At 70.1% G+C, this 22,925-nt stretch carries 19 protein-coding genes, 1 tRNA gene and 1 pseudogene; 15 read left to right on the top strand and 6 right to left on the bottom strand.

Annotation, left to right across the window (positions count from 1 at the left end):
* Positions 1-6: 6 nt before the first annotated feature.
* The 7 genes from ACFYWX_RS00520 (at position 7) to ACFYWX_RS00490 (ending at position 7,372) form a co-directional block, all read left to right on the top strand.
* Entirely contained in the window at positions 7-939 is a 933-nt protein-coding gene (locus ACFYWX_RS00520; protein ID WP_389421805.1) for an SCO3242 family prenyltransferase, read from the top strand.
* Positions 936-2,015: a sugar phosphate isomerase/epimerase family protein gene (locus ACFYWX_RS00515; protein WP_389421804.1), complete on the top strand. Its 1,080-nt coding sequence runs from the start codon at positions 936-938 to the stop codon at positions 2,013-2,015. The genes ACFYWX_RS00520 and ACFYWX_RS00515 overlap by 4 nt, the downstream gene beginning before the upstream one ends.
* Positions 2,012-2,758 (top strand): EboA domain-containing protein, encoded by a 747-nt coding sequence (locus ACFYWX_RS00510; RefSeq protein WP_389421803.1) that lies wholly within the window; start codon positions 2,012-2,014, stop codon positions 2,756-2,758. Before ACFYWX_RS00515 ends, ACFYWX_RS00510 begins: the two co-directional genes overlap by 4 nt.
* Entirely contained in the window at positions 2,758-3,606 is an 849-nt protein-coding gene (locus ACFYWX_RS00505) for a TatD family hydrolase (protein ID WP_389421802.1), read from the top strand. The genes ACFYWX_RS00510 and ACFYWX_RS00505 overlap by 1 nt, the downstream gene beginning before the upstream one ends.
* 3 nt (positions 3,607-3,609) lie before the next feature.
* Complete coding sequence (gene eboE, locus ACFYWX_RS00500) at positions 3,610-4,815, top strand: metabolite traffic protein EboE (protein ID WP_389421801.1); 1,206 nt, start codon at positions 3,610-3,612, stop codon at positions 4,813-4,815.
* Positions 4,812-6,230 carry an alkaline phosphatase family protein gene (locus ACFYWX_RS00495; RefSeq protein WP_389421800.1) on the top strand — a complete coding sequence of 473 codons (1,419 nt, stop codon included), beginning with the start codon at positions 4,812-4,814 and terminating at the stop codon, positions 6,228-6,230. The genes eboE and ACFYWX_RS00495 overlap by 4 nt, the downstream gene beginning before the upstream one ends.
* 92 nt (positions 6,231-6,322) lie before the next feature.
* Positions 6,323-7,372: a sugar phosphate isomerase/epimerase family protein gene (locus tag ACFYWX_RS00490; RefSeq protein ID WP_389421799.1), complete on the top strand. Its 1,050-nt coding sequence runs from the start codon at positions 6,323-6,325 to the stop codon at positions 7,370-7,372.
* A gap of 92 nt (positions 7,373-7,464) precedes the next feature.
* Here the strand turns inward: ACFYWX_RS00490 and ACFYWX_RS00485 are convergent, their stop codons facing one another.
* The 5 genes from ACFYWX_RS00485 to ACFYWX_RS00465 all read right to left on the bottom strand — a co-directional run bounded on the left by ACFYWX_RS00485 (position 7,465) and on the right by ACFYWX_RS00465 (position 14,284).
* Positions 7,465-7,698 carry a hypothetical protein gene (locus ACFYWX_RS00485; RefSeq protein ID WP_389421798.1) on the bottom strand — a complete coding sequence of 78 codons (234 nt, stop codon included), beginning with the start codon at positions 7,696-7,698 and terminating at the stop codon, positions 7,465-7,467.
* 1 nt (position 7,699) lies between these two features.
* Positions 7,700-9,088, bottom strand: a complete 1,389-nt coding sequence (locus ACFYWX_RS00480; RefSeq protein ID WP_389421797.1) for an OFA family MFS transporter — start codon at positions 9,086-9,088, stop codon at positions 7,700-7,702.
* 121 nt (positions 9,089-9,209) lie between these two features.
* Positions 9,210-11,354, bottom strand: a complete 2,145-nt coding sequence (locus ACFYWX_RS00475; protein ID WP_389422154.1) for an acetate--CoA ligase family protein — start codon at positions 11,352-11,354, stop codon at positions 9,210-9,212.
* A gap of 4 nt (positions 11,355-11,358) precedes the next feature.
* A complete protein-coding gene (gene frc, locus ACFYWX_RS00470) occupies positions 11,359-12,591 on the bottom strand; it encodes a formyl-CoA transferase (RefSeq protein WP_389421796.1) in 1,233 nt (410 codons plus the stop codon).
* A gap of 10 nt (positions 12,592-12,601) precedes the next feature.
* The gene (locus ACFYWX_RS00465) at positions 12,602-14,284 is read right to left on the bottom strand and encodes a thiamine pyrophosphate-binding protein (protein WP_389421795.1); all 1,683 of its coding nucleotides are present in this window, start codon (positions 14,282-14,284) and stop codon (positions 12,602-12,604) included.
* Positions 14,285-14,428: 144 nt separating this feature from the next.
* Here ACFYWX_RS00465 and sucC point away from each other — a divergent pair.
* From sucC to ACFYWX_RS00445, 4 genes and pseudogenes are all read left to right on the top strand, one after another.
* Positions 14,429-15,558: pseudogene (sucC, locus tag ACFYWX_RS00460) on the top strand (ADP-forming succinate--CoA ligase subunit beta).
* A gap of 11 nt (positions 15,559-15,569) precedes the next feature.
* Positions 15,570-16,442: a succinate--CoA ligase subunit alpha gene (gene sucD / locus ACFYWX_RS00455; RefSeq protein ID WP_389421794.1), complete on the top strand. Its 873-nt coding sequence runs from the start codon at positions 15,570-15,572 to the stop codon at positions 16,440-16,442.
* A gap of 141 nt (positions 16,443-16,583) precedes the next feature.
* Complete coding sequence (locus tag ACFYWX_RS00450) at positions 16,584-18,146, top strand: aldehyde dehydrogenase family protein (RefSeq protein WP_389421793.1); 1,563 nt, start codon at positions 16,584-16,586, stop codon at positions 18,144-18,146.
* 247 nt (positions 18,147-18,393) lie between these two features.
* Positions 18,394-18,481 (top strand) — tRNA-Leu (locus ACFYWX_RS00445).
* 73 nt (positions 18,482-18,554) lie between these two features.
* On the opposite strand, the gene ACFYWX_RS00440 is transcribed toward ACFYWX_RS00445, so the two are convergent.
* A complete protein-coding gene (locus ACFYWX_RS00440; RefSeq protein WP_389422153.1) occupies positions 18,555-19,865 on the bottom strand; it encodes an endo-1,4-beta-xylanase in 1,311 nt (436 codons plus the stop codon).
* 524 nt (positions 19,866-20,389) lie between these two features.
* On the opposite strand from ACFYWX_RS00440, the gene ACFYWX_RS00435 reads away from it, so the two are divergent.
* Genes ACFYWX_RS00435 through ACFYWX_RS00420 form a run of 4 tightly spaced genes read left to right on the top strand, consistent with a single transcriptional unit; the run spans position 20,390 to position 22,923 of the window.
* Positions 20,390-21,583, top strand: coding sequence for an ATP-binding protein (locus tag ACFYWX_RS00435; protein ID WP_389421792.1), 1,194 nt, complete (start codon positions 20,390-20,392; stop codon positions 21,581-21,583).
* Positions 21,580-21,981 carry a roadblock/LC7 domain-containing protein gene (locus ACFYWX_RS00430; RefSeq protein ID WP_389421791.1) on the top strand — a complete coding sequence of 134 codons (402 nt, stop codon included), beginning with the start codon at positions 21,580-21,582 and terminating at the stop codon, positions 21,979-21,981. The genes ACFYWX_RS00435 and ACFYWX_RS00430 overlap by 4 nt, the downstream gene beginning before the upstream one ends.
* The gene (locus ACFYWX_RS00425) at positions 21,978-22,355 is read left to right on the top strand and encodes a DUF742 domain-containing protein (RefSeq protein ID WP_389421790.1); all 378 of its coding nucleotides are present in this window, start codon (positions 21,978-21,980) and stop codon (positions 22,353-22,355) included. The genes ACFYWX_RS00430 and ACFYWX_RS00425 overlap by 4 nt, the downstream gene beginning before the upstream one ends.
* The gene (locus ACFYWX_RS00420) at positions 22,330-22,923 is read left to right on the top strand and encodes an ATP/GTP-binding protein (RefSeq protein WP_389421789.1); all 594 of its coding nucleotides are present in this window, start codon (positions 22,330-22,332) and stop codon (positions 22,921-22,923) included. The genes ACFYWX_RS00425 and ACFYWX_RS00420 overlap by 26 nt, the downstream gene beginning before the upstream one ends.
* The last annotated feature ends 2 nt before the right edge of the window (positions 22,924-22,925 follow it).

Below are 22,925 nucleotides of genomic sequence, written 5' to 3'. Positions count from 1 at the left end.
GGGGCCGTGGGCCGGTCCGTCTCCCCGGGCGACCGCCGGGAACGCGGCCGTGCCTGGGCCGAACTCCTGCGGATCCCCGCGCTGTTCACCGTCCCCGGGGACGCACTGGCGGGCGCCGCGGCGACCACCGCGCCTCCCAGCTCCCGCACTCTGCTCGCCATCGGTTCCTCCCTGTGTCTCTACGAGGCCGGTATGGCCCTCAACGACTGGGCCGACCGTGAGGAGGACGCCGCCGAACGCCCGCACCGCCCCCTCCCGTCCGGCCGAGTCCGTCCCTCCGCCGCTCTGACGGCTGCTTGCGCCCTCACGGTGAGCGGACTGGCCCTCGCGGCCCGCGCCGGCCGCCCCGCACTCACGGTCGCCGCCCCACTCGCGGCCACGGTCTGGGCGTACGACCTCGCCCTGAAGCACACGCCGGCCGGTCCCGCTGCCATGGCCGCCGCGCGTGCCCTGGACCTCCTCCTGGGCGCCGCGGCCACCGCCGGCCGCACCCGCGAGGCGCTGCCCTCGGCCGGCCTGCTGGCCACCCACACCCTCACGGTCACGGCCGTCTCCCGCCACGAGACCCGAGGCGGCTCGGCACGGACCCCGTTGGCAGCCCTCGCGGCGACCGCCCTGCTGACCGGACTCCTGCCCCGGCTGATCCGGCGACCCGCAGGCGGGCCGCCGGGGCCCGACCGCCCCGCACAGCCCGTCACCGACGCCCTGGGTAGTGCCCTCGGTGCCGTCTATGCCGCGACCGCCGCCCGCCCCTACTTCCACGCGGCCCTCAACCCGTCACCCCCTCTCACCCAACGGGCGGTCGGCGGCGGCATCCGCGCCACGATCCCGCTCCAGGCCGCGCTCGCCGCCCGCTCCGGAGCCGGTGTCACCGCCCTGCTCGTCGCGGCCCTCGCCCCGGCGGCCGGCAGATTCGCGAGGAAGGTGAGCGTCACATGAGCCCTCGCCCCGGCGGTCGGGCCGCCCCGCCTGCCACCCCCGCGCCCGCCGTCCCCGCCCCGGTCGCCGCAGAACCCGCCCCGCCGAACAGCTCCCTCCGCTTCGGCTACGGCACCAACGGCCTCGCCGACCTCCGCCTCGACGACGCCCTCGCCCTCCTCGCCGACCTCGGCTACGACGGTGTCGGCCTGACCCTCGACCACATGCACCTTGACCCGCTCGCCCCGGACCTCGCCGCCCGCACGCGCCACCTCGCCCACCGGCTGGACGAGCTGGGGCTGGAGGTCACCGTCGAGACAGGCGCCCGCTATGTCCTCGACCCGCGCCGCAAACACGGGCCCTCTCTCCTCGACCCCGACCCGGACGACCGGGACCGCCGCGTCGATCTGCTGATCCGTGCCGTCCAGGTCGCCGCGGAGCTCGGCGCGCACGCCGTGCACTGCTTCAGCGGGACCGTGCCGAGGGGCACGGACGAGGACACGGCCTGGAAGCGCCTGGCCGAGTCCCTGGCCCCCGTCCTGGACGCCGCCACCACCGCCGGCATCCCCCTCGCCGTCGAACCCGAACCGGGCCATCTCCTCGCCACTCTCGCCGACTTCCACCGACTGCGCCGAGCCCTCGGCGACCCGGATCTCCTCGGTCTCACGCTCGACATCGGCCACTGCCAGTGCCTCGAGCCCCTTTCTCCCGCCGACTGCGTACGAGCCGCCGCCCCTTGGCTGCGTCACGTCCAGATCGAGGACATGCGCCGCGGTGTCCACGAACACCTCCCTTTCGGAGACGGAGACATCGACTTCCCACCCGTCCTCGCCGCTCTCGCCGCCACCGGCTATCGGGGCCTGACCGTCGTCGAGCTGCCCCGGCACTCCCACGCCGGCCCCCACTTCGCCGAACTCTCCCTTCCGTTCCTGCGCCATGCCGCCTCACCCACCGCACCTCTTCACACCCGGGCAGAGACGGACACCCCGCCGATGCCCCCACGGGCCACGGCCACCGCACCGCCCAGCCCACCGACAGCACCAGCAGCCCCACCCCCAGGCGAGCCCTCCGCCACCCCAGAAGGGAACCCCTCATGACGCGCCCGCACGCGGCCCACCCGGCCCGCCCCCCGGCCGACTCGACGCCCCCGACCCCAGAGACACCGGCCCCCGACGTCAAGGGCCCCGCCGTCGCCCACACCCCACTTCCCGAGGTGCGCGCCCACCTCGACGCCGCCCTCGACGCCCCCGCCCGCGCCTGGCTCGGGCGAGCTCTCGACGACGCCACCGCCCACCCCGGACTCCACGGGCCCATCTCCGTGTGGGAGCTGCGCCTTGCCGAGGCAGGGCGCCGCTGCGGTGCGGAACACGCCGACGCCGTGCGCGTCCTCATCCTGCACGCGTCCCGGGCCGATCCGACCGCACTCGCCCACGTCTACTTCCAGGGCACCGCCGCCGAACGCCGCGCCGTCCTCCAGGCCCTGCCCCACCTCGTGCCGGGCCCCGACGCCCTCACGCTCGTCGAGGACGCCCTGCGCACCAACGACACCCGGCTGCTGGCCGCCGCCGTCGGCCCCTACGGCGCCCGGCACCTCGACGCCCACACCTGGCGCCACGCCGTTCTGAAGTGCCTCTTCACCGGCGTGCCCGTCGACGAGGTGACCGACCTCGACCGCCGCGCCCGCGCCGACCCCGAACTGGCCCGCATGCTCGCCGACTACGCCGCCGAACGCACCGCCGCCGACCGCCCCGTCCCTGCGGACCTGAACCGCGTTCTCACCCTCACCCGGTCCGCGTGTTCCGAGCCCCGCACGGACCGCCCCCACGGCGAGGAGTCCTGATGCGCATCTTCGACCCCCACATCCACATGACGTCCCGGACCACCGACGACTACGAGGCCATGCACTCCGCGGGTGTCCGCGCCGTGGTCGAGCCCTCCTTCTGGCTCGGGCAGCCCCGCACCTCGCCCGCCTCCTTCCTCGACTACTTCGACTCGCTCCTGGGCTGGGAGCCGTTCCGCGCGGCCCAGCACGGCATCGCCCACCACTGCACGCTCGCCCTCAATCCCAAGGAGGCGAACGACCCGCGCTGCGTCCCCGTCCTCGACGAACTGCCCCGGTATCTCGTCAAGGACCACGTCGTGGCCGTCGGTGAGATCGGCTACGACTCGATGACCCCCGCCGAGGACACGGCCCTCGCGGCCCAGCTCCAGCTCGCCGCCGACCACGGCCTGCCCGCGCTCGTCCACACCCCGCACCGCGACAAGTTCGCCGGACTGCGCCGCACCCTCGACGTCGTCCGCGAGTCCGCACTGCCCCTGGAGCGGGTGCTGGTCGACCACCTCAACGAGACCACCGTCAAGGAGGCCAGGGACAGCGGCTGCTGGCTGGGCTTCTCCGTCTATCCCGACACCAAGATGGACGAGCGGCGGATGGTGGCGATCCTCCATGCCTTCGGGCTCGAGCGGGTCCTGGTGAACTCCGCCGCCGACTGGGGCAGGAGCGACCCCCTCAAGACCCGCAGGGTCGGCGACCTGATGCTGACGGAGGGCTTCAGCGAGGACGATGTCGACCGGGTGCTGTGGCGCAACCCCGTCGCCTTCTACGGACTCAGCGGACGCCTGAACCTCGACGTCGGCGCGCCCGATGCCACCCACGAGGGCAACTCCCTGCTGCGTGGCGGGGAGTGAGCGATGCGCTTCCGCCACCCCGACGGCACCACCGTCCACCTCGCCTACTGCACCAACGTGCACCCCGCCGAAACCCTCGACGGCGTCCTCGCCCAGCTCCGCGACCACTGCGAACCCGTCCGCCGACGCCTGGGCCGCGACCGCCTCGGCATCGGCCTGTGGCTCGCCAGGGACGCGGCGAGCACCCTCGTCAGCGACCCGTCCGCGCTGCGCGGACTGCGCACCGAACTCGACCGGCGCGGCCTCGAGGTCGTCACTCTCAACGGCTTCCCCTATGAGGGCTTCGGTGCCGAAGAGGTCAAGTACCGCGTCTACAAGCCGGACTGGGCCGACCCCGAACGCCTCGACCACACCACCTCCCTGGCCCGCGTCCTCGCCGGTCTCCTCCCGGACGACGTCACCGAGGGCAGCGTCTCCACCCTGCCGCTCGCCTGGCGCACCGCCCAGGACTCCGCCCGCGCCGATGCCGCCCGCGCCGCGCTGCGCGCCCTCGCCGAACGCCTCGACGCGCTGGCGGAGCTGACCGGCCGTTCCATCCGCGTCGGTCTGGAACCGGAACCCGGCTGCGTCGTCGAGACCACCGGCGATGCCATCGCCCCGCTCACCGCGATCGCCCACGACCGCATCGGCATCTGTGTCGACACCTGTCACCTCGCCACCTCCTTCGAAGACCCGCACACCGCCCTGGACGCCCTCACCCGAGCCCGCGTCCCCATCGTCAAGTCCCAGCTCTCGGCCGCCCTGCACGCCGAGCACCCCCACCTCCCCGAGGTCCGCGAGGCCCTCGCCGCTTTCGACGAACCCCGCTTCCTGCACCAGACCCGCACATCCCCCACTTTCAACTCGGCCCGAGCGGGAGAGGCCCCCATCGCCGTCGGCCTGCGCGGCACCGATGACCTCGGCGAGGCGCTCAAGGGTGACGCCCTGCCCGACACCACACCCTGGCGCGCCCACTTCCACGTACCGCTGCACGCGGCCCCCGCCGCGCCCCTCACCTCCACGCTCCCCGTGCTGAAGACCGCGCTGACCCGGCTCGTCGGCGGCCCGCACCCGCTCACCCACCACCTGGAGGTCGAGACCTACACCTGGCAGGCCCTCCCGCCCGAGCTGCGCCCCCGCGCCCGTACCCAGCTCACCGACGGCATCGCCGCCGAACTCGCCCTCGCACGCGACCTGTTGACGGACCTCGGCCTGAAGGAGCTGCCATGAGCACCCACCGCACTGCCATGAGTACCCGCCAGGCCACCCCGGGCCCCACTCCTCTCCTCGTCCTCGACGTCGTCGGCCTCACCCCCCGTCTCCTCGACCACATGCCCCACCTCAACGCCCTCGCCGGATCCGGTTCCCGGGCGCCGCTCGGTACCGTCCTGCCCGCCGTCACCTGCGCCGCCCAGTCGACCTTCCTCACCGGCACCCTCCCGTCGGAGCACGGCATCGTCGGCAACGGCTGGTACTTCCGCGAGCTCGGCGACGTACTGCTGTGGCGGCAGCACAACGGCCTCGTCGCCGGCGACAAGCTGTGGGACGCGGCCCGTCGGGCCCACCCCGGCTACACGGTCGCCAACATCTGCTGGTGGTACGCCATGGGCGCCGACACCGACATCACCGTCACCCCCCGTCCGATCTACTACGCCGACGGCCGCAAGGAACCCGACTGCTACACCAGGCCCCCGGCCCTCCACGACGAACTCACCGCGCAACTCGGCACCTTCCCGCTCTTCCACTTCTGGGGCCCGGGCGCGGACCTCGTCTCCAGCCGCTGGATCATCGACGCGACCCGCCACGTCATCCGCACCCGCCACCCCGACCTGACGCTCTGCTACCTCCCTCACCTCGACTACGACCTGCAGCGCTTCGGCCCCGACGACCCGCGCTCCCTGAAGGCGGCGACCGACCTGGACGCGGCCCTCGCCCCGCTCCTCGACGACGCCCGCACCGAGGGCCGTACCGTCGTCGCGCTCTCCGAATACGGCATCACCCGCGTGAGCAGGCCCGTCGACATCAACCGGGCACTGCGCCGCGCCGGACTGCTCGAGGTGCACACGCAGGACGGCATGGAGTACCTGGACCCGATGGCGTCCCGTGCCTTCGCCGTCGCCGACCACCAGATCGCCCATGTCTACGTGCGCCGCGCCGAGGACCTCGACGCCACCCGGGCCGCGCTCGCCGATCTGCCCGGCATCGAGCGAATCCTCGACGACGAGGGCAAGAAGGAGCACCATCTCGACCACCCGCGCTCCGGCGAACTCGTTGCCGTGGCGGAGCCGGACGCCTGGTTCACGTACTACTACTGGCTCGACGACGCCCACGCGCCCGACTTCGCGCGGCTCGTCGAGATCCACCGCAAACCCGGCTACGACCCCGTCGAGCTCTTCATGGATCCGCTCGACCCGTATGTGAAGGTCAAAGCGGCCACGGCCCTGGCACGCAAGAAGCTCGGCATGCGTTACCGCATGGCGGTCGTGCCCCTGGACGCCTCACCTATTCGCGGCAGCCACGGCCGCCTTCCGGCGAGCGACGACGACGGTCCGCTCCTCATCTGCTCCACCCCCCGTGCAGTCGGCGACCGTGTCGCGGCCACCGACGTGAAGTCACTCCTGCTCCAACTGGCCGGCCTGTCCTGACAGGTCGTCTGTCCGGACAGTCATCTGTCCTGACTGGTCACAAGTGAAGCACTCACCACTGACAACGCCCCGAGACCTCGAGGAGTTCCAGCATGAGCCGCACCTTCCGGTCCGACCCCGAACTCACCCACCGGCTCACCAGACGAGGCATGCTCGGCGTGGCCGCCGGTGCCTCCGCCGCCGCCCTGCTGGGCGCCGCCGCGGCCCCCGCCACCGCCGCCGCGGACGGCACGGACGCCGCGAGCTCGGCGGCGGGCCGCGGTCGCCCCGTCCTGCCGCCCGGCCGGCTCGGCATCCAGCTGTACAGCCTGCGCGACAAGGTTTCCACGCTCGGCTTCGCCCCCGTCTTCGCGGAACTGGAGAAATACGGGTATGACGAGGTCGAGTTCGCCGGCTACACCCAGGGCTCGGCGGGACCCATCACCCTCGCCCAGCTCAAGCGGCTGGCGAGGAACCACGGCCTGAATCCGATCGGCAGCCACGTCGGCTACTACTCCAGCGACCCGGGCGCCTACACCTTCGCGCAGAACCTCACCAAGGTCCTCGACGACGCCGAGGCGCTCGGCCTCAAGCACATCGGCACCGCCTCCGGCCCGTTCCGCTACGGCTCCACCGTCGACGCGTGGAAACGCGCCGCCGAGGAGTTCAACACGTACGGGGCGGCGGCGCGGGCACGCGGCATCAAGTTCTACCAGCACAACCACTCCGAGGAGTTCTCCTTCGCCACGGACAACCCCAAGGTGCGGCTGTACGACGTGCTGCTCGCCGAGACCGACCCCCACCTCGTCTTCCTGGAGATGGACATCTTCTGGGCGTACTCGGGCCAGTTCCGCTTCTCGAAGCGGCCCGACGGCACGCCCGCGCCCTTCGAACCGCTCGACTACGTCCTCAGGCAGCCCCACCGCTACCCGCTCTTCCACGTCAAGGACGGCGTGAGCGACCCGGAGAACCAGTACGGCTACCGCATGACCGACGTCGGCGACGGCGACATCGACTACCAGCGTTTCATCTCCGCCGTGACCCGACTGCGCGGCGAACGGCTCGCCCACCACTGGCAGGCCGAACACGACAACCCGACCGAGTCGTTCACGTTCGCGCGGCGTTCGAGTGAGCACCTGCACTCGCTGCGCGAGAAGTGCTGACCCGCACGCGCGCGTGAGGCGGCCCTCCCCGAGTCCGAACGCGGGGAGGGCCGCCTCGGGGAGAGCCGCCTCATGAACAGGACGCGACCGGATCAGCCGGCCGCCTGCGGCTGAGCGGTCCGTGCCCCGTCTCTGTCGTGCCCGGGCTGCCGCAGCAGCGGCGCGATCGCCGCCGCCACCATCGACACCCCGCCGGCCAGCGCGTACGCACCCGTCGTAGCCCAGGTCGCGACCACCACGGAGCCGAGGCCGCCGCCGGGTAGGGACGGTTCGCGGCGTCGGGATGTGCCGAACGAGCTGTTCGCAGCGACGGGGTCGGCCGTCATGTCACGCCATCTCCTCACCGAGCGGCTGTGGGTTGGGGACGACGCCTCGGGCCTTCGGCCTGCCCGGAGCCTTCAGGAAGAGCGCCAGCACCGCGGAGGCCAGCCCGATGGAGCCCGCTATGACGAACGCGCCCTCGTAGTCCCACGCGTCGACCACGAGCTTGCCCATCCCGGAGCCCACCAGGCCCGAGATCAGCTTCGAGCTGTAGACCATGCCGTAGTTGGAGGCGTTGTTGTTCTCGCCGAAGTAGTCCGCCGTCATGGCCGCGAACAGCGGGAAGATCGCCCCGCCGCCGAATCCGGAGACCATCGAGCAGAACAGGAAGAACGGCATGCTGCCCATCTGGCCGGAGACCAGCACCCCGAACTGGGCGGTGCCCAGCACCAGACACACGATGATCAGTGTGTTGCGGCGGCCGAACCTGTCGGAGATCCAGCCGATCACCCCGCGCCCGGTGCCGTTGACGATCGCCTTCAGGGACATCGCCGTGGCCACGATCCCGCCCGCGAACCCCATGTCCTTGCCGAACGGCACCTGGAAGGCGATGCCGAAGATGTTGATGCCGGCCGTGCACAGCAGACAGAACCACATCATCCACAGGACGGGAGTGCGAGCGGCCTCCTTCGGGGTGTACTGCTTGACCGCCGGCGGGTTCTTCTCCAGCGCCCGGCGGATCTTCGGGTCGTCGGCCACCCTGAGCGGGTCCACGTGCGCGGGCCACCAGTTCTTCGGCGGGTCTCTGAAGAACCAGCCCGCCGTGGCCACCACCAGGCACAGCCCGACACCCACCGAGACGAGCACGCCCTGGTAGTTGCCCAGGTCCATGTACGAGGTGAACAGGAACACGAAGGGCACCGAGCCGTAGGCGAAACCACCGTTGACGAAGCCCGTCTTGCCGCCCTTGCGCTCCGGATACCACTTGCCGACCATGTTCACGCAGGTCGCGTAGACCAGACCGGCACCGATTCCGCTGCACATGCCGAAGCCGAAGTAGGCGACGAGCACGTTCGGCGCGTACGCCAGCGACAGATAGCCCAGCAGCGTGCCGACCGCGCCGATCAGCATGGCCGTACGGGCGGGCAGTCTGCCGCTCTCCCGCAACTGTCCGGCCGGGAAGGCCACGGCCGCCTGGAAGAACACCCAGACGCCCATCAGCCAGAAGATGTGTCCGCTGCTCCACAGATGAGCCTCGTGGAGCGTGTCCTCCGCCGACGTGAACGCGTACTCGGCGGAGCTGATGCCCATCATGCCCACCCAGGGCAGGATGACCATCCACCTGCGTTTACGGCCCATGACGTCCAGATCGGACTCGCCGATCCGGTACACGCGGCCGTTGCGGTCCGTCACCTCCCTGTAGGCGACGGACGTGGTGTAGTCGGTGGTTGTCATGTCGTTTCGCACCCCTTGCGTCGAAAGAACTGGCCAGCGCCCCCTGTCCCGTGCCTTTCGTGCGCGCTCGGGCTCCGGGGCCGGCCGACGCGCACCGTCGGCCGCCCCGGGCTCGGTCACCTCATGAACCGCCCCCCAACAGTCCTGCCGCCCGCGCCCAGCGGTACTTCGCGCCGAGCACGGCCACCGGCTTCTCCGTCGTGTACGGGTACGCCACGACCCCCCGCTCGAAGAGGTACTGGCAGGCCTCCTCCACCTCGACGTCGCCCGCGAGCGACGCCACCACGGGCTTCTCGATACCCCGCTCGCGAAAATCGGCCACCACGCGCGCGGTGAGCTCGGCGAACACCATGGGAGGGGTCACGATGGTGTGCCAGTAGCCGAGGACGAGCGCGTGGATGCGCGGGTCCTCCAGACCGAGCCGGATCGTCGCCTCGTACGTCGACGGCGGCTCGCCTCCGGTGATGTCCACCGGGTTGCCGGCGGCTCCGAAGGGCGGGATGAACTTCCGGAAGGCCTCGTCCAGGTCCGCCGGGATCTCCATCAGGGACAGGCCGTTGTCGGTCACCGCGTCCGACAGCAGCACTCCGCTGCCGCCGGCCCCTGTGATGATCACGACGTTGTCCCCGCGCGGGGTGGGAAGGACCGGCAACGCGCGCGCGTACTCCAGCATGTCGTTCAGGCCCGGCGCCCTGATGACACCGGCCTGCCGGAGGATGTCGTCGTACACCGCGTCGTCGCCCGCGAGGGCTCCGGTGTGCGAACCGGCGGCCCTGGCGCCCGCTGCCGTACGCCCCGCCTTCAGCACCACGACGGGCTTCTTCTGCACGGTCGCCCGCGCGGCCTCCACGAAGGCCCGCCCGTCCTTGAGGTCCTCCAGGTGCATCGCGATGCATTCGGTGTGCGGGTCCTCGCCGAACCACGTCAGCAGGTCGTCCTCGTCCAGGTCCGACTTGTTGCCGAGCCCGACGATCGCCGAGACGCCCGTCTTCGTGGCCCGGGCGAAGCCCAGGATGGCCATCCCGATGCCACCGGACTGCGAGGTGAGCGCCACCCCGCCCTTGACGTCGTACGGCGTGCAGAACGTGGCGCACAGATCATGCCAGGTCGAGTAGTAGCCGTAGATGTTCGGCCCGAGCAGGCGGACGCCGTGCCGCTCCGCGATCGCCACGATCTCCGCCTGGAGTTCGTGCTCCCCGGTCTCCGCGAACCCGGACGGGATCAGCACGGCGTTGGGGATCTTCTTGCGTCCCACCTCCTCCAGGGCCGAGGCCACGAACTTGGCGGGGATCGCGAAGACCGCCACATCCACCTCACCGGGAACGTCGGTGACACTCTTGTACGCCTTGCGGCCCAGAATGTCATCGGCCCTGGGGTTCACCGGATGGATGTCCCCGGCGAAACCGCCGTCGACGAGGTTGCGCATCACCGAGTTGCCGATCTTGCCCTGCTCGTTGGAGGCGCCTATCACGGCGACCGAGCTCGGCTTCATCAACCGGCGCATGGAGGTGAGGATCTCCTCGCGCGTGTAGCGGCGGCGCGACTTCACGGGCGCCTCGGAGAGGATCACGCGGATGTCGGCCGCGACCGCGCCCTCCGCGGTGGCGATCACCGGGTTGAGGTCCACCTCGGCGATCTCCGGGAAGTCGGCGACCAGTTGGGAAACCCGCCGGATCTGCTCGGCGACCGCCCACCGGTCCACGCCGGCCTGCCCGCGCACCCCGCGCAGGACCTCGGCCGCCCGGATCGAGTCCAGCATGGACAGGGCCTCGTCGGCGGAGACGGGAGCGAGCCGGAAGGTGACGTCCTTGAGTACCTCGACGAGCACCCCGCCGAGCCCGAAGGCCACGACCTTCCCGAACGTCGGGTCCGTGACCGCGCCGACGATGACCTCCTGCCCCTTCGGCAGCAACTCCTGCACCTGCACGCCCTCGATGCGCGCTCCCGCGTCGTACGCGCGCGTGTTCTCGATGATTCCGTGGAACGCGGCCCGTACGTCCGCCGCGCCCTCGACCCCGACGATCACACCCCCGGCGTCGGTCTTGTGCAGGATGTCCGGGGAGACGATCTTCATCACGACGGGCCCGCCGAAGCGCGCCGCGTACGCCACCGCCTCCTCCACGTCCCTCGCCAGCTCCTCGCCCGGTACGGCGATCCCGTACGCGTCGGCGACCACCTTGCCCTCGGGAGCGGTCAGCGCCGTCCGCCCCTCCGCGCGCACGGCGTCGAGAAGCGACCGCACCCTCAGCACCCGGTCTTCGGCCATCACGTCAGATCACTCCGTTCGACTTGAGCAGGCGCAACTCCGCGTCGCCGAGACCGAGCTCGCCGACGTAGATCTCCGCGTTGTGCTCGCCCAGCAGCGGTGACGTGGTCACGTCGACCGGGGAGTCGGAGAGCTTGAGCGGGCTGCCCACGGTCACGAACTCGCCCCGCTCGGGGTGCGGCACGGTGACGACCATCTCGTTGGCGACCAGCGACCCGTCCTCGATGATCTCCTTGGTGGACAGGATCGGCCCGCACGGGATGTTGTGCGCGTTGAGCCGCTCCAGCACCTCCCACTTGGGCAGCGTCGAGGACCACTCCTCGATCAGCTGGAACATCTTGGTGAGCTTGGGCAGACGGGCCCCCGGCGTCGCCCACTCCGGGTCGTCGGCCAGCTCCGGCCGGCCGATGAGCTCGCTGATCGGCTCCCAGCCGACCGGCTGCACGATGACGTACACGTAGTCGTTGGGGCCGCCCGGCGCGCACTTGACCGCCCACCCGGGCTGGCCGCCGCCGGACGCGTTTCCCGAACGGGGAACCTCGTCGCCGAAGTCGTCGTTTGGATATTCAGCGAGCGGGCCGTGTGCCAGGCGCTGCTGGTCGCGCAGCTTCACCCGGCAGAGGTTGAGCACAGCGTGCTGCATGGCCACGTTGACCCGCTGCCCGCGCCCGGTGTGCTCCCGCTGGTACAGAGCGGCGAGGATGCCCGCCACGGCGTGGACGCCCGTGCCCGAGTCCCCGATCTGGGCCCCCGTCGCCAGCGGCGGCCCGTCCTCGAAACCGGTGGTCGACATCGACCCGCCCATGGCCTGAGCGACGACCTCGTACGCCTTGAAGTCGGTGTACGGGCCGTCCCCGAACCCCTTGATGGAGGCATAGACGATCCGTGGATTGATCTCCTGGATGCGGTCCCAGGTGAAGCCCATGCGGTCGACCGCGCCCGGTCCGAAGTTCTCGACCATGACGTCCGAGCGCCGGATCAGCTCGGTGAGGATCTCCTTGCCGCGCTCGGTCTTGGTGTTGAGGGTGATGCTCCGCTTGTTGCAGTTGAGCATCGTGAAGTAGAGGGAGTCGACGTCCGGGAGGTCGCGCAGCTGCTTGCGCGTGATGTCACCGGTCGGCGCCTCCAGCTTGATGACGTCCGCACCGAGCCAGGCGAGCAGCTGGGTCGCGGATGGTCCGGACTGGACGTGGGTCATGTCCAGGACGCGGATGCCGTCGAGTGCCTTGGTGGTCACCGGGCTCACCTCACTTGTACATGGTCTGGTTCATGGTTCCGGGGGCGTACGCGTCGGGGTCGACCCAGACGTTGATCAGCGAGGGCTTCCCGGACTCGCGGGCGCGCCGCAGCGCGGGGCCGATGTCGGCGGGGTCGCGCACCTCCTCGCCGTAACCGCCCAGCATCTGCGCGAACTTGTCGTAGTGGACGTCACCGAGGGTGTTGCCGACCCGCTCGCGCTCCAGGCCGTACTTCCGGGCCTGGCCGTAGCGGATCTGGTTCATGGAGGAGTTGTTGCCGACGATTCCGACGAAGGGGAGGTCGTAGCGGACGAGGGTCTCGAAGTCCCAGCCGGTGAGGGAGAACGCCCCGTCGCCGAAGAGGGCGACGACCTCCTTGTCGGGCCGCGCCTGCTTGGCCGCGAGCACGAACGGGACACCGACGCCGAGGGTGCCCAGCGGACCGGGGTCCATCCAGTGTCCGGGCGACTTGGGCTGCACGACCTGACCCGAGAAGGTGACGATGTCGCCGCCGTCACCGATGTAGATCGACTCCTCGGTGAGGAAGTCGTTGATCTCGCTCACCAGACGGTAGGGGTGGATCGGTGAGGCGTCCGACCTGAGGCTCGGCAGCCGCTTCTCGATGGCGGTCTGCTCGGCGGCGCGCAGTTCGTCGAGCCACTCCTTGCGCTTCGACGCGCCCCCGTTGAGGCGCCCGGAGGCGGCCTCGGCCACCGACTTCAGCACCAGTCCTGCGTCGCCGACGATGCCGAGGTCGATGTCGCGGTTCTTGCCGACGGTCCGGTAGTCGAGGTCGATCTGCACGACGGTGGCGTCCGGGGAGAGCCGTTTGCCGTAGCCCATGCGGAAGTCGAAGGGCGTACCGACGATGACGATCACATCGGCGTTGGAGAAGGCGTAGCGGCGCGACAGCTGGAAGTGGTGCGGGTCGCCGGGCGGCAGCGTGCCGCGGCCCGCGCCGTTCATGTAGGCCGGGATGTTCAGCGTGCGCACCAGCTCGACGGCCGCCTCGGTGCCGCGGGTCGTCCACACCTGGCTGCCCAGCAGGATGGCCGGTTTCTCGGCGTGAACGAGGAGGTCGGCGAGCTTCTCTATCGCCTCGGGGTCGCCGGGGGAGCGGGTCGAGGCGCGGTAGGCGCCGGGTTTCGGCACGCGCGCCTTGGCCGTCGGCACCTTGGCGTCGAGGACGTCGCGCGGGATCTCCAGGAAGGAGGGTCCGGGCGCGCCGTGGTAGCACTCGCGGAACGCCATCGACACCATGTCCGCCGCGCGGGCCGTGTCCGGCACGGCCGCCGCGAACTTCGTGATCGGCGTCATCATGTCGACGTGCGGGAGGTCCTGGAGGGACCCCATCTTGTGCTGTGTGAGTGCGCCCTGACCGCCTATCAGCAGCATTGGGGACTCCGCGCGGAAGGCATTGGCGACACCGGTGACGGCGTCGGTCGTACCCGGCCCGGCGGTGACGACCGCGCAGCCCGGCTTGCCGGTGATGCGCGCGTAGCCGTCGGCGGCGTGGGCGGCGACCTGTTCGTGGCGCACGTCGACGACTTCTATGCCCTCGTCGACGCAGCCGTCGTAGATGTCGATGATGTGGCCGCCGCACAGCGTGTAGATGCGGTCGACCCCCTCGGCCTTCAGCGCCTTGGCAACGAGATGACCACCGGAGATGACGTCCTGGGTGTCGTCGGGCATGGCGAAGTCCTGTCCCTTCGTAGGGGGTTGGAAGGCTCTCGCGGTACATTGCATACAGTCGACGAATACTGTATGAAGCTTGTTATCCCGCATCCGGTGGGTGGTGTCCAGGGGGCGTGCGGCACTTTCCAGACAGGAGCCGAGATGGACCTGTACGAGCACCAGGCAAGGGAACTCTTCGAGGAGTACGGCATCTTGGTGCCGAGGGCCGAAGTGACGGCTCGTCCAAGGGGGCCCGCGAGATCGCCCGCAGGCTCGGGGGCCGGGTCGTCGTGAAGGCCCAGGTCAAGACCGGAGGACGAGGCAAAGCGGGGGGTGTGAAGCTCGCCGCGGACCCGGCCGCCGCCGAACTGACGGCACGCCAGATCCTGGGCATGGACATCAAGGGCCACAGGGTCGGCAGGGTCATGCTGGCCCAACCCGTCGACATCGAGGACGAGTTCTACGTCTCCTACGTTCTCGACCGCGCGGCCGGTGGTTTCCTCGCGATCGCCTCCGCGGAGGGCGGCATGGAGATCGAGGAGGTGGCCGCCAGTCGACCGGATGCTGTCGCCCGTATACACATCGACCCGGCCGAGGGCGTCACCTCGGCGAAGGCTGCCGAGATCGCCGAAACGGGCGGGCTGCCCCCGCAGACCGTCGACGTGCTCGTACGGCTGTGGGAGGTGCTGATCCGCGAGGACGCCCTCCTCGTCGAGGTCAACCCCCTCGTCCGCACCGCACAGGGGCAGATCGTCGCTCTCGACGGCAAGGTCACCCTCGACGACAACGCCTCCTTCCGGCAGGCGCGTTGGGGTGCGGACAGTCAGGCGCACGACGACCCGCTGGAGGCGGCGGCCGCCGCCAAGGGCCTCAACTACGTCAGGCTCGACGGCGAGGTCGGCATCATCGGCAACGGCGCGGGCCTCGTCATGTCGACGCTCGACGTGGTCGCGGGCTGCGGCGCGCGCCCCGCCAACTTCCTCGACATCGGCGGCGGGGCGTCGGCCCGGATCATGGCCGACGGGCTGTCGCTCGTCCTCTCCGACCCGGCCGTGAAGTCGGTCTTCGTCAACGTCTTCGGCGGTATCACCGCGTGCGACGCGGTCGCCGACGGCATCGTGCAGGCCCTGGACACCGTCCGGTTGACCAAGCCGCTCGTCGTCCGCCTCGACGGCAACAACGCCGCCCGCGGCCGCGCCCTCCTCGACGAACGCGCGCACCCACTGGTCCAGCAGGCCACCACCATGGACGGCGCCGCCCGCCGTGCCGCCCAACTCGCCACCACAGCCTGAGGAGACGGGACATGGCGATCTACCTCACCAAGGAGAGCAAGGTCCTCGTCCAGGGCATGACCGGCGGCGAGGGCATGAAGCACACCCGGCGCATGCTCGCCGCCGGTACCGATGTCGTCGGCGGCGTCAACCCCCGCAAGGCCGGCCGTACCGTCGACTTCGACGAGCGGGACGTCCCCGTCTTCGGGTCGGTCGTCGACGGGGTGCAGTCGACGGGCGCCGACGTCACTGTCGTCTTCGTGCCGCCCGCCTTCGCGGAGGCGGCCGTCATGGAGGCGGCCGACGCCGGAATCGGGCTCGCCGTCGTGATCACCGAGGGCATCCCCGTCCACGACTCCGTCGCCTTCACCACGTACGCGAAGAAGCGCGGCACGCGCGTCGTCGGCCCCAACTGCCCGGGGCTGATCAGCCCCGGGCAGGCCAACGCGGGCATCATCCCCGCGGACATCACCAAGCCCGGGCGCATCGGCCTGGTCTCCAAGTCCGGCACGCTGACGTACCAGTTGATGTACGAGCTGCGGGACATCGGCTTCTCGACGTGCGTCGGCATCGGCGGGGACCCCGTCGTCGGCACCAGCCACATCGACTGCCTGGCCGCGTTCCAGGACGACCCCGACACCGAGATGATCGTCCTCATCGGAGAGATCGGCGGCGACGCGGAGGAGCGCGCCGCCGCGTACATCCGCGCGCACGTCACCAAGCCGGTCGTCGGCTACATCGCTGGTTTCACGGCCCCCGAGGGCAGGACGATGGGACACGCGGGCGCCATCGTGTCCGGTTCGTCCGGAACGGCCCAAGTGAAGAAGGAGGCGTTGGAGGCGGTCGGCGTCCGGGTGGGCGGCACCCCGACGGAGACGGCCCGACTGCTGTCGGACCTGCTCTGACAGCACGCGGCCCCCCCAGGGCCGTGCGCGGCGGCGAGCGCCCTGAGGGGCAACACCCGCCCGTCTCCCGAACCGCCCCACTTCCAAGGAGAGCTACCGGCCCTCCTCCTCTCGACCGTGTACCGAGAGCGGAGCAACCCCATGGCAACCAAGGCAACCAAGGCAACAACCACCCTCACCCTCAAAGCGGGCACCTCCTGGTCCGACGCCTGGCGGCGCTGCCTCGCCGTAGCTCCCGAGGCGTTCCGGGACGACCGTGTCCTCAACCTCTGGGGTTCCACCTGGCAGGCGGACGGCCGTGCGCTGCCCGCCACCAGCCCCGTCGACGGAAGCCCCGTCGCGGGCCCGCCCCGCCTGGACGGGGCCACCGCCCACCAGGCCGTACGCGCTTCCCTCGACCAGCACCGCGCCTGGCGTCACCTGCCCCTCGAAGAGCGCAGGGCCCGCGTGGCGGCCACCCTCGACGCCCTGACCGCACACCGCGAGCTCCTCGCGCTCCTGCTGGTGTGGGAGATCGGCAAGCCGTGGCGGCTCGCGCAGGCCGACGTCGACCGGGCCGTCGACGGGGTGCGCTGGTACGTCGACGGCATCGAGCCGATGGTCGCCGGCCGGGCCCCGCTGGACGGCCCGGTGTCCAACATCGCCAGCTGGAACTACCCGATGAGCGTGCTCGTTCACGCAGTGCTGGTACAGGCCCTGGCAGGCAACGCGGTCATCGCCAAGACCCCGACCGACGGCGGTGTCGCCTGTCTGACCCTGGCCTGTGCGCTGGCCGCGCGCGAGGGGCTTCCCGTGACCCTCGTCAGCGGCAGCGGCGGCGAGCTGTCGGAGGCGCTCGTGCGAGCGCCCGAGATCGGCTGCGTCTCCTTCGTCGGCGGCCGCGACACCGGCGCCGCTGTGGCCACGGCCGTCGCCGACCTGGGCAAACGGCACATCCTCGAACAGGAGGGACTCAACACCTGGGGCATCTGGAACTTCTCGGACTGGGGCGCACTCACGGCGGTCGTTCCCAAGCTCTTCGACTACGGCAAGCAGCGCTGCACGGCTTACCCGCGCTTCGTCGTCCAGCGCGAGCTGTTCGACGCGTTCCTGGCGGCGTACCTCCCGGCGGTCCGCACGCTCAGGGTCGGCCATCCCCTGGCGGTGGAGCACCCCGGCGATCCCTACCCGAAGCTGGACTTCGGGCCGGTGATCAATGCGGCCAAGGCCAAGGAGCTGCACGACCAGGTCGCGGAGGCCATCGACCGGGGCGCCGTCCCGCTGCACCGCGGCACACCGGCGGACGCCCGCTTCCTCCCTGGCCAGGACACCTCGGCGTACGTCCAGCCGGTCACGCTCCTGGGCCCGCCGCCCTCGTCGCCGTTGCACCACGCGGAGCCGTTCGGCCCGGTCGACACGATCGTCCTGGTCGACACGGAGGCCGAGCTGCTCGCCGCGATGAATGCCTCCAACGGCGCGCTGGTCGCCACGCTGTCCACGGACGACCGGGCGACGTACGACAGGCTGGCCCCGCAGATCCGCGCCTTCAAGGTCGGCCACGGCGCCCCACGCTCGCGCGGGGACCGCGACGAGCTGTTCGGCGGCTTCGGCGCGTCCTGGCGCGGGGCCTTCGTCGGCGGCAAACTGCTGGTGCGCGCGGTGACGCGGGGCCCGGCGGGGGAGCGGCTGCCCGGGAACTTCCCGGAGTATCAGCTCATGCCCTGAGCCGGAGTATCAGCTCATGCCCTGAGCCGGAGTACCAGCTCATGCCCTGAGGAGGATGAGGCGGGGCGGCTGAGACAAGGCGCGACCCACCCCGGGGTGACCGAGATATCACCCCGGGTGACGCTCCCGTGCTGCCCCTGCCCGGGCGCCTCCGGGGGTGGAAACGCAGGTGAAGGGCACTCCGAAAGCTTGGTATTCTTGTCCATGTCGCTGCGGGGAACACCCGCGTCAAGGCGACAGACACCTGGTCCGGGTGGCGGAATGGCAGACGCGCTAGCTTGAGGTGCTAGTGCCCTTTATCGGGCGTGGGGGTTCAAGTCCCCCCTCGGACACCACCCACCTCGTGCGGGTCGAGCGAAGTCTCGACCCGCACGAGGTTTTTTGTGCACCGCATGCATCACATGCGCATCACACCGCGCAGCCACCGACCACTGGCGCCGCGGAGTTCCCGTTCTTCATCACCGTGAACCCGAAGCTGGTCGACGCCCCGGCGGCGAGCGTTCCGTTGCCATTCGGCTTCATGGTCATGACATTCCCACTGCTGTCCCACGAGGGCGTGCCGTTCCAGGTGGCGGAGACCTTCTGCGGGGACGTCAACGTGACGGTCGTGGTCCAACTGCTGATCGCGGACGAACCCGCCGTGATCGTCACCTTGCCGTTGAAGCGGTCGCTCCACTCCTCGGCCTTGCTGTACGTCGCCGTACACGTCGCGCTGCCACCGCCGCCCCCGGAGGATCCGCCGAGCGCGTTGAGCACCGCGGTGTACGCGGACTTCTTCGCGTAGTTGCCGTCGAACAGCAGGGGCGTGCTGCTCGCACGCCACGAGTACTTGTCGGTGACGCCCCAGACGGTGATGCCGGTGCAGCGGGAGACGGCCAGGCAGGACTGCACCACGCTGCTGTAGCTGTTGGCCTGGGCGGTTCCGGAGCCTGCGATGTCCAACTCGGTGATCTGCACGTCGACGCCGAGGTCGGCGAAGCGCTGCAGGTTCGCCCGGTAGTCACCGGGAAGGGGGGAAGCGCTGTTGAGGTGGGACTGGAAGCCCACGCAGTCGATCGGCACGCCGCGTGCCTTGAAGTCCTTGACCAGGTTGTAGACGGCGTTGCTCTTCGCGTTGACACCGTCGGTGTTGTAGTCGTTGTAGCAGAGCTTCGCGGCCGGGTCCGCGGCCCGCGCGGTGCGGAACGCCTCCTCGATGAAGCCGTTGCCGAGCTTGTCCTGGAAGGGCGAACTGCGCCGGGCGCCGCTACTGCCGTCCTGGAAGGCCTCGTTGACGACGTCCCACGAGTGGATCTTCCCCTTGTAGTGCTGCATGACCTGCGTGATGTGGTTGTTCATCGCCGTTCTGAGGTCGGCGGTGCCCAATCCGCCCACCCAGCTGGGCAGTTGGGAGTGCCACACCAGGGTGTGCCCGCGGACCTTCATGCCCTTGCTCTGGGCGTGGCTCACGATCTGGTCGGCGGAGCCGAAGGAGAAGGAGCCCCGGGTGCGCTCGGTGGCGTCCCACTTCATCTCGTTCTCCGGCGTCACCGAGCTGAACTCGGTGTCGAGCGTGGTGGCATACGGGGATTCACCGAGGTGGTTCGCCGCGACCGCGGCACCGAAGTAGCGGCCCTTGCCCGCGGCCGCGGAGCCCAGGGTGCTCGCGGCCTCGGCCGTCCCCGCGAGCACGGTGACGCCGGCCGTGGCGAGCAGGCCCGCCATGCCGAGAGTCACCATCCCTCGGACGCGTGGGCGCCAACAGGAGCCCCCGGGCGGGCTGTTGAGGGGTGCGTAGATAACCATGTCGTCTCCTTTTGCCGGTTGTTCTCCCGATGTGCTGGACAGCCCGGCCGGAGCCCCGGCCGTAGCGGGTACATGACAGGTACAGGGATCCCGAAAGTTTCGAGACGATTTCCGGATGGATGCGCAGACAGTAGGGCCCGGTTCTGAGGGAGTCAATGGAGTGCGTCGCGCGACGTGAGGGTTGGCTGAAGTGGCATCGTCGCGGCGAAGGTGCGCTCAGTTCGTCGAAAGTTTCGAGGCCGGGGCCCATGGACCGGGCCAGGCTTGCGCCGATGTCAACCAACATGAGCTGACTGACCGTCAATGGTCCAGCAAAGAGAGCATATTGGCGGCCAGTGACCGGTTCCTACGATGATACGATCACCGCGCTTGTAGAGCGGGCGGATGGGCGGTCCGCCGGTCCACCCGTTATTGACGGGAATTCAGCAGCTGGCCGTCAGTCGCCTGAAGAGAGTCTTATGACGCAATACATACAGAACCCAGTATTCTGGGCTCTCCTGGTCGTCATCCTTGCCGCGATCGCGGTCATCGTCCGCCAACGCAGGGCGGCAAGGGATTTCAAGCAGGAGATCACGGGGCTCAGAAGTCATTACTCCGAGCTTGAGAATCAGTACTCGGAATCCGTCGAGGCGGCGCAGGAACGGGCCGAAGAAGCGACGAAAACGGTCCTCAAGTCCGCCATGCGGACCCTTCAAGGCCTCGCCGCCGAGCAGCAGTTGATCGTTTCCAGGCTGCAGAACAAGTATGGCGAGTCGGTGATTCTCCAGGACCTCCTGGAGATCGACCACACGAATTCGCAGTTCGGTCGGCGCGCCCAGTCCATCGCCGTGCTGTGCGACGGCTGGCTGGGCCGGCAGCGCGATGTCGCATCGGTTTACGACGTGGTCCGCAGTGCGCAGGGCAGGGTCCGGCACTACCGGCGCGTCGAAATTCTTTCGCAGGTCGATTTCGGTATCACCAGCCGTGCCGTGGAACCGGTGGCACTGGCCCTCGCGGAAGTGCTCGACAACGCCACCAGTTATTCCAGCCCGGACACGGTCGTCGAAATCAACATTCGCACCGTGCCCAAGGGTATTTGCATCGTCGTCGACGACGCGGGTGTCGGCATGAACGACGAGGAGCGGGCGAAGGCACAGAAACTCCTGTCCAGCGAGCGGGTCTCGGGCGTCTCCGAGCTCGGCAATCCGCCGCAGTTCGGCTTCGCCGTCATCGGCGTGCTCTGCGAACGCTTCGGATTCGAGGTGTCCGTGGATTCCAGCTCTCCGTACGGCGGCGTCCGCGCGGTCGTCCTCCTGCCGCACGAGCTGCTCACCGGCATGCCGGAGCACAAGGCGCCCGCGCCGGCCGTACCCGCCGCCGCGTCCGCCGCGGTCCCCGCCCCCTCCGCGCCGGACCTCGATGACCCCGATCCCGCGCTGACCGCGTCCTCGACCGTCGACGGCCTGCCCAAGCGGCGCCGCAAGCGGCCCATGGCCATCGTCCCGGGCAGCACTTCGGCCACGCGCACGTCGGCCCGCTCGGGCGCGGAGACCGCCGCGATCATGGGCGCCTTCCAGCGGGGCACGCAGTCCGGCCGCGCCACGCAGGCGGACACCGCCGAGCAGACCAGCAGCACACGTGATGCGAGCAGCGAAGGACATGAGGTCTCGTGAACGACGATCTGTCATGGATGCTTGACAGTGCCCTGGAGATCCCCGGGGCCCTGCACGCGGTACTGATCTCCGCCGACGGTCTGCTGATGGCCCGGACACAGGACTTCGGCAAGGACGACGCGGACCGGGTTGCCGCCGGGATGAGCGGGGTCCAGTCGCTCAGCCGCTCGCTCGGCTTCTTCATCGGCGGCACCCGGCACCACTGGCGCCAGACGCTCGTCGAGTTCGAAGAGGGCTGGGTCTTCCTGATCTCCGCCGGCGAGGGCGCCTACCTCGGCGTCTCCGCCTCCCCGGACGTCGACATGGCGGACATCACCTTCCGTATGCAGCAGCTCGTCGGGCAACTGGGCAAGGCCCTGACGACGCCGCCGCGCGAGAACCTCGGCGCGCGCTCATGACCGGTCGCGACGCCCTGGAGCCCGAGGCCGCCGAATTAGTGCGTCCGTATGTCATCACCAAGGGACGGGGTCTGCCCGACGAGGCGCAGCTCTCCCTGATCACCCTGGTCACGGCGACGGCCGATCACCAGCAGCGTCCGACCCGGCTCTCGCCCGAGGAGCAGAAGCTGCTGGAGCTCTGCTCGGCGGGCTACCTCTCGGTCGCCGAGGTCGCCGGGCACACCCACCTGCCGCTGGGCGTGGTGAAGATCCTGCTCTCCGCCCTCACCGAGGGCGGCTACCTCATCACCCGCCCGCCCGTTCAGCGGGCTCCGCTCGCCGACCGGCAGATCCTGGAGGAGGTGCTGAATGGTCTCAGGGCCAAGTTTGGATGAGCAGGACTACGTCCGCGACGGGGCGACGCAGACCGCCGTGAAGATCCTCGTCGTCGGGCACTTCGCGGTGGGCAAGACCACCTTCATCGGGGCGATCTCGGAGATCACCCCGCTGTCCACCGAGGAGACGATGACCCGGGCCGGGGAGTCGTTCGACGACCTCAAGGGCGTACGGGGCAAGACCACCACCACGGTGGCCATGGACTTCGGTCGCCTGACCATCAGCGACCGGGTCGTGCTGTACCTGTTCGGCACGCCCGGTCAGCAGCGGTTCGTGCAGATGTGGGAGGACATGGCGCGCGGCGCGCTCGGGGCGCTGGTGCTGGTCGACCCCGAGCGGCTGGCGGACTCCTTCGCCGTGATCGACCTGATCGAGCAGTACGGACTCGACTACGCCATCGCCGTCAACCGGTTCGACGGCACCACGCCTCGCGAGGAGAGGGCGCTGCGCGAGGCACTCGATCTGCTGGACGACACGCCCGTCGTGACCTGCGACGCACGCGACGAGAAGTCGTCGGCCGACGCACTGATCACCCTCGTCCGCTATTTGCTGGAACGCGCTCACTAGGA

The sequence above is a fragment of the Streptomyces sp. NPDC002888 genome, from assembly GCF_042888465.1.
Taxonomy (GTDB): Bacteria; Actinomycetota; Actinomycetes; order Streptomycetales; family Streptomycetaceae; genus Streptomyces.
Note: the sequence above shows the minus strand (reverse complement) of the source record. Positions and strands in the feature narration are given on the sequence as shown.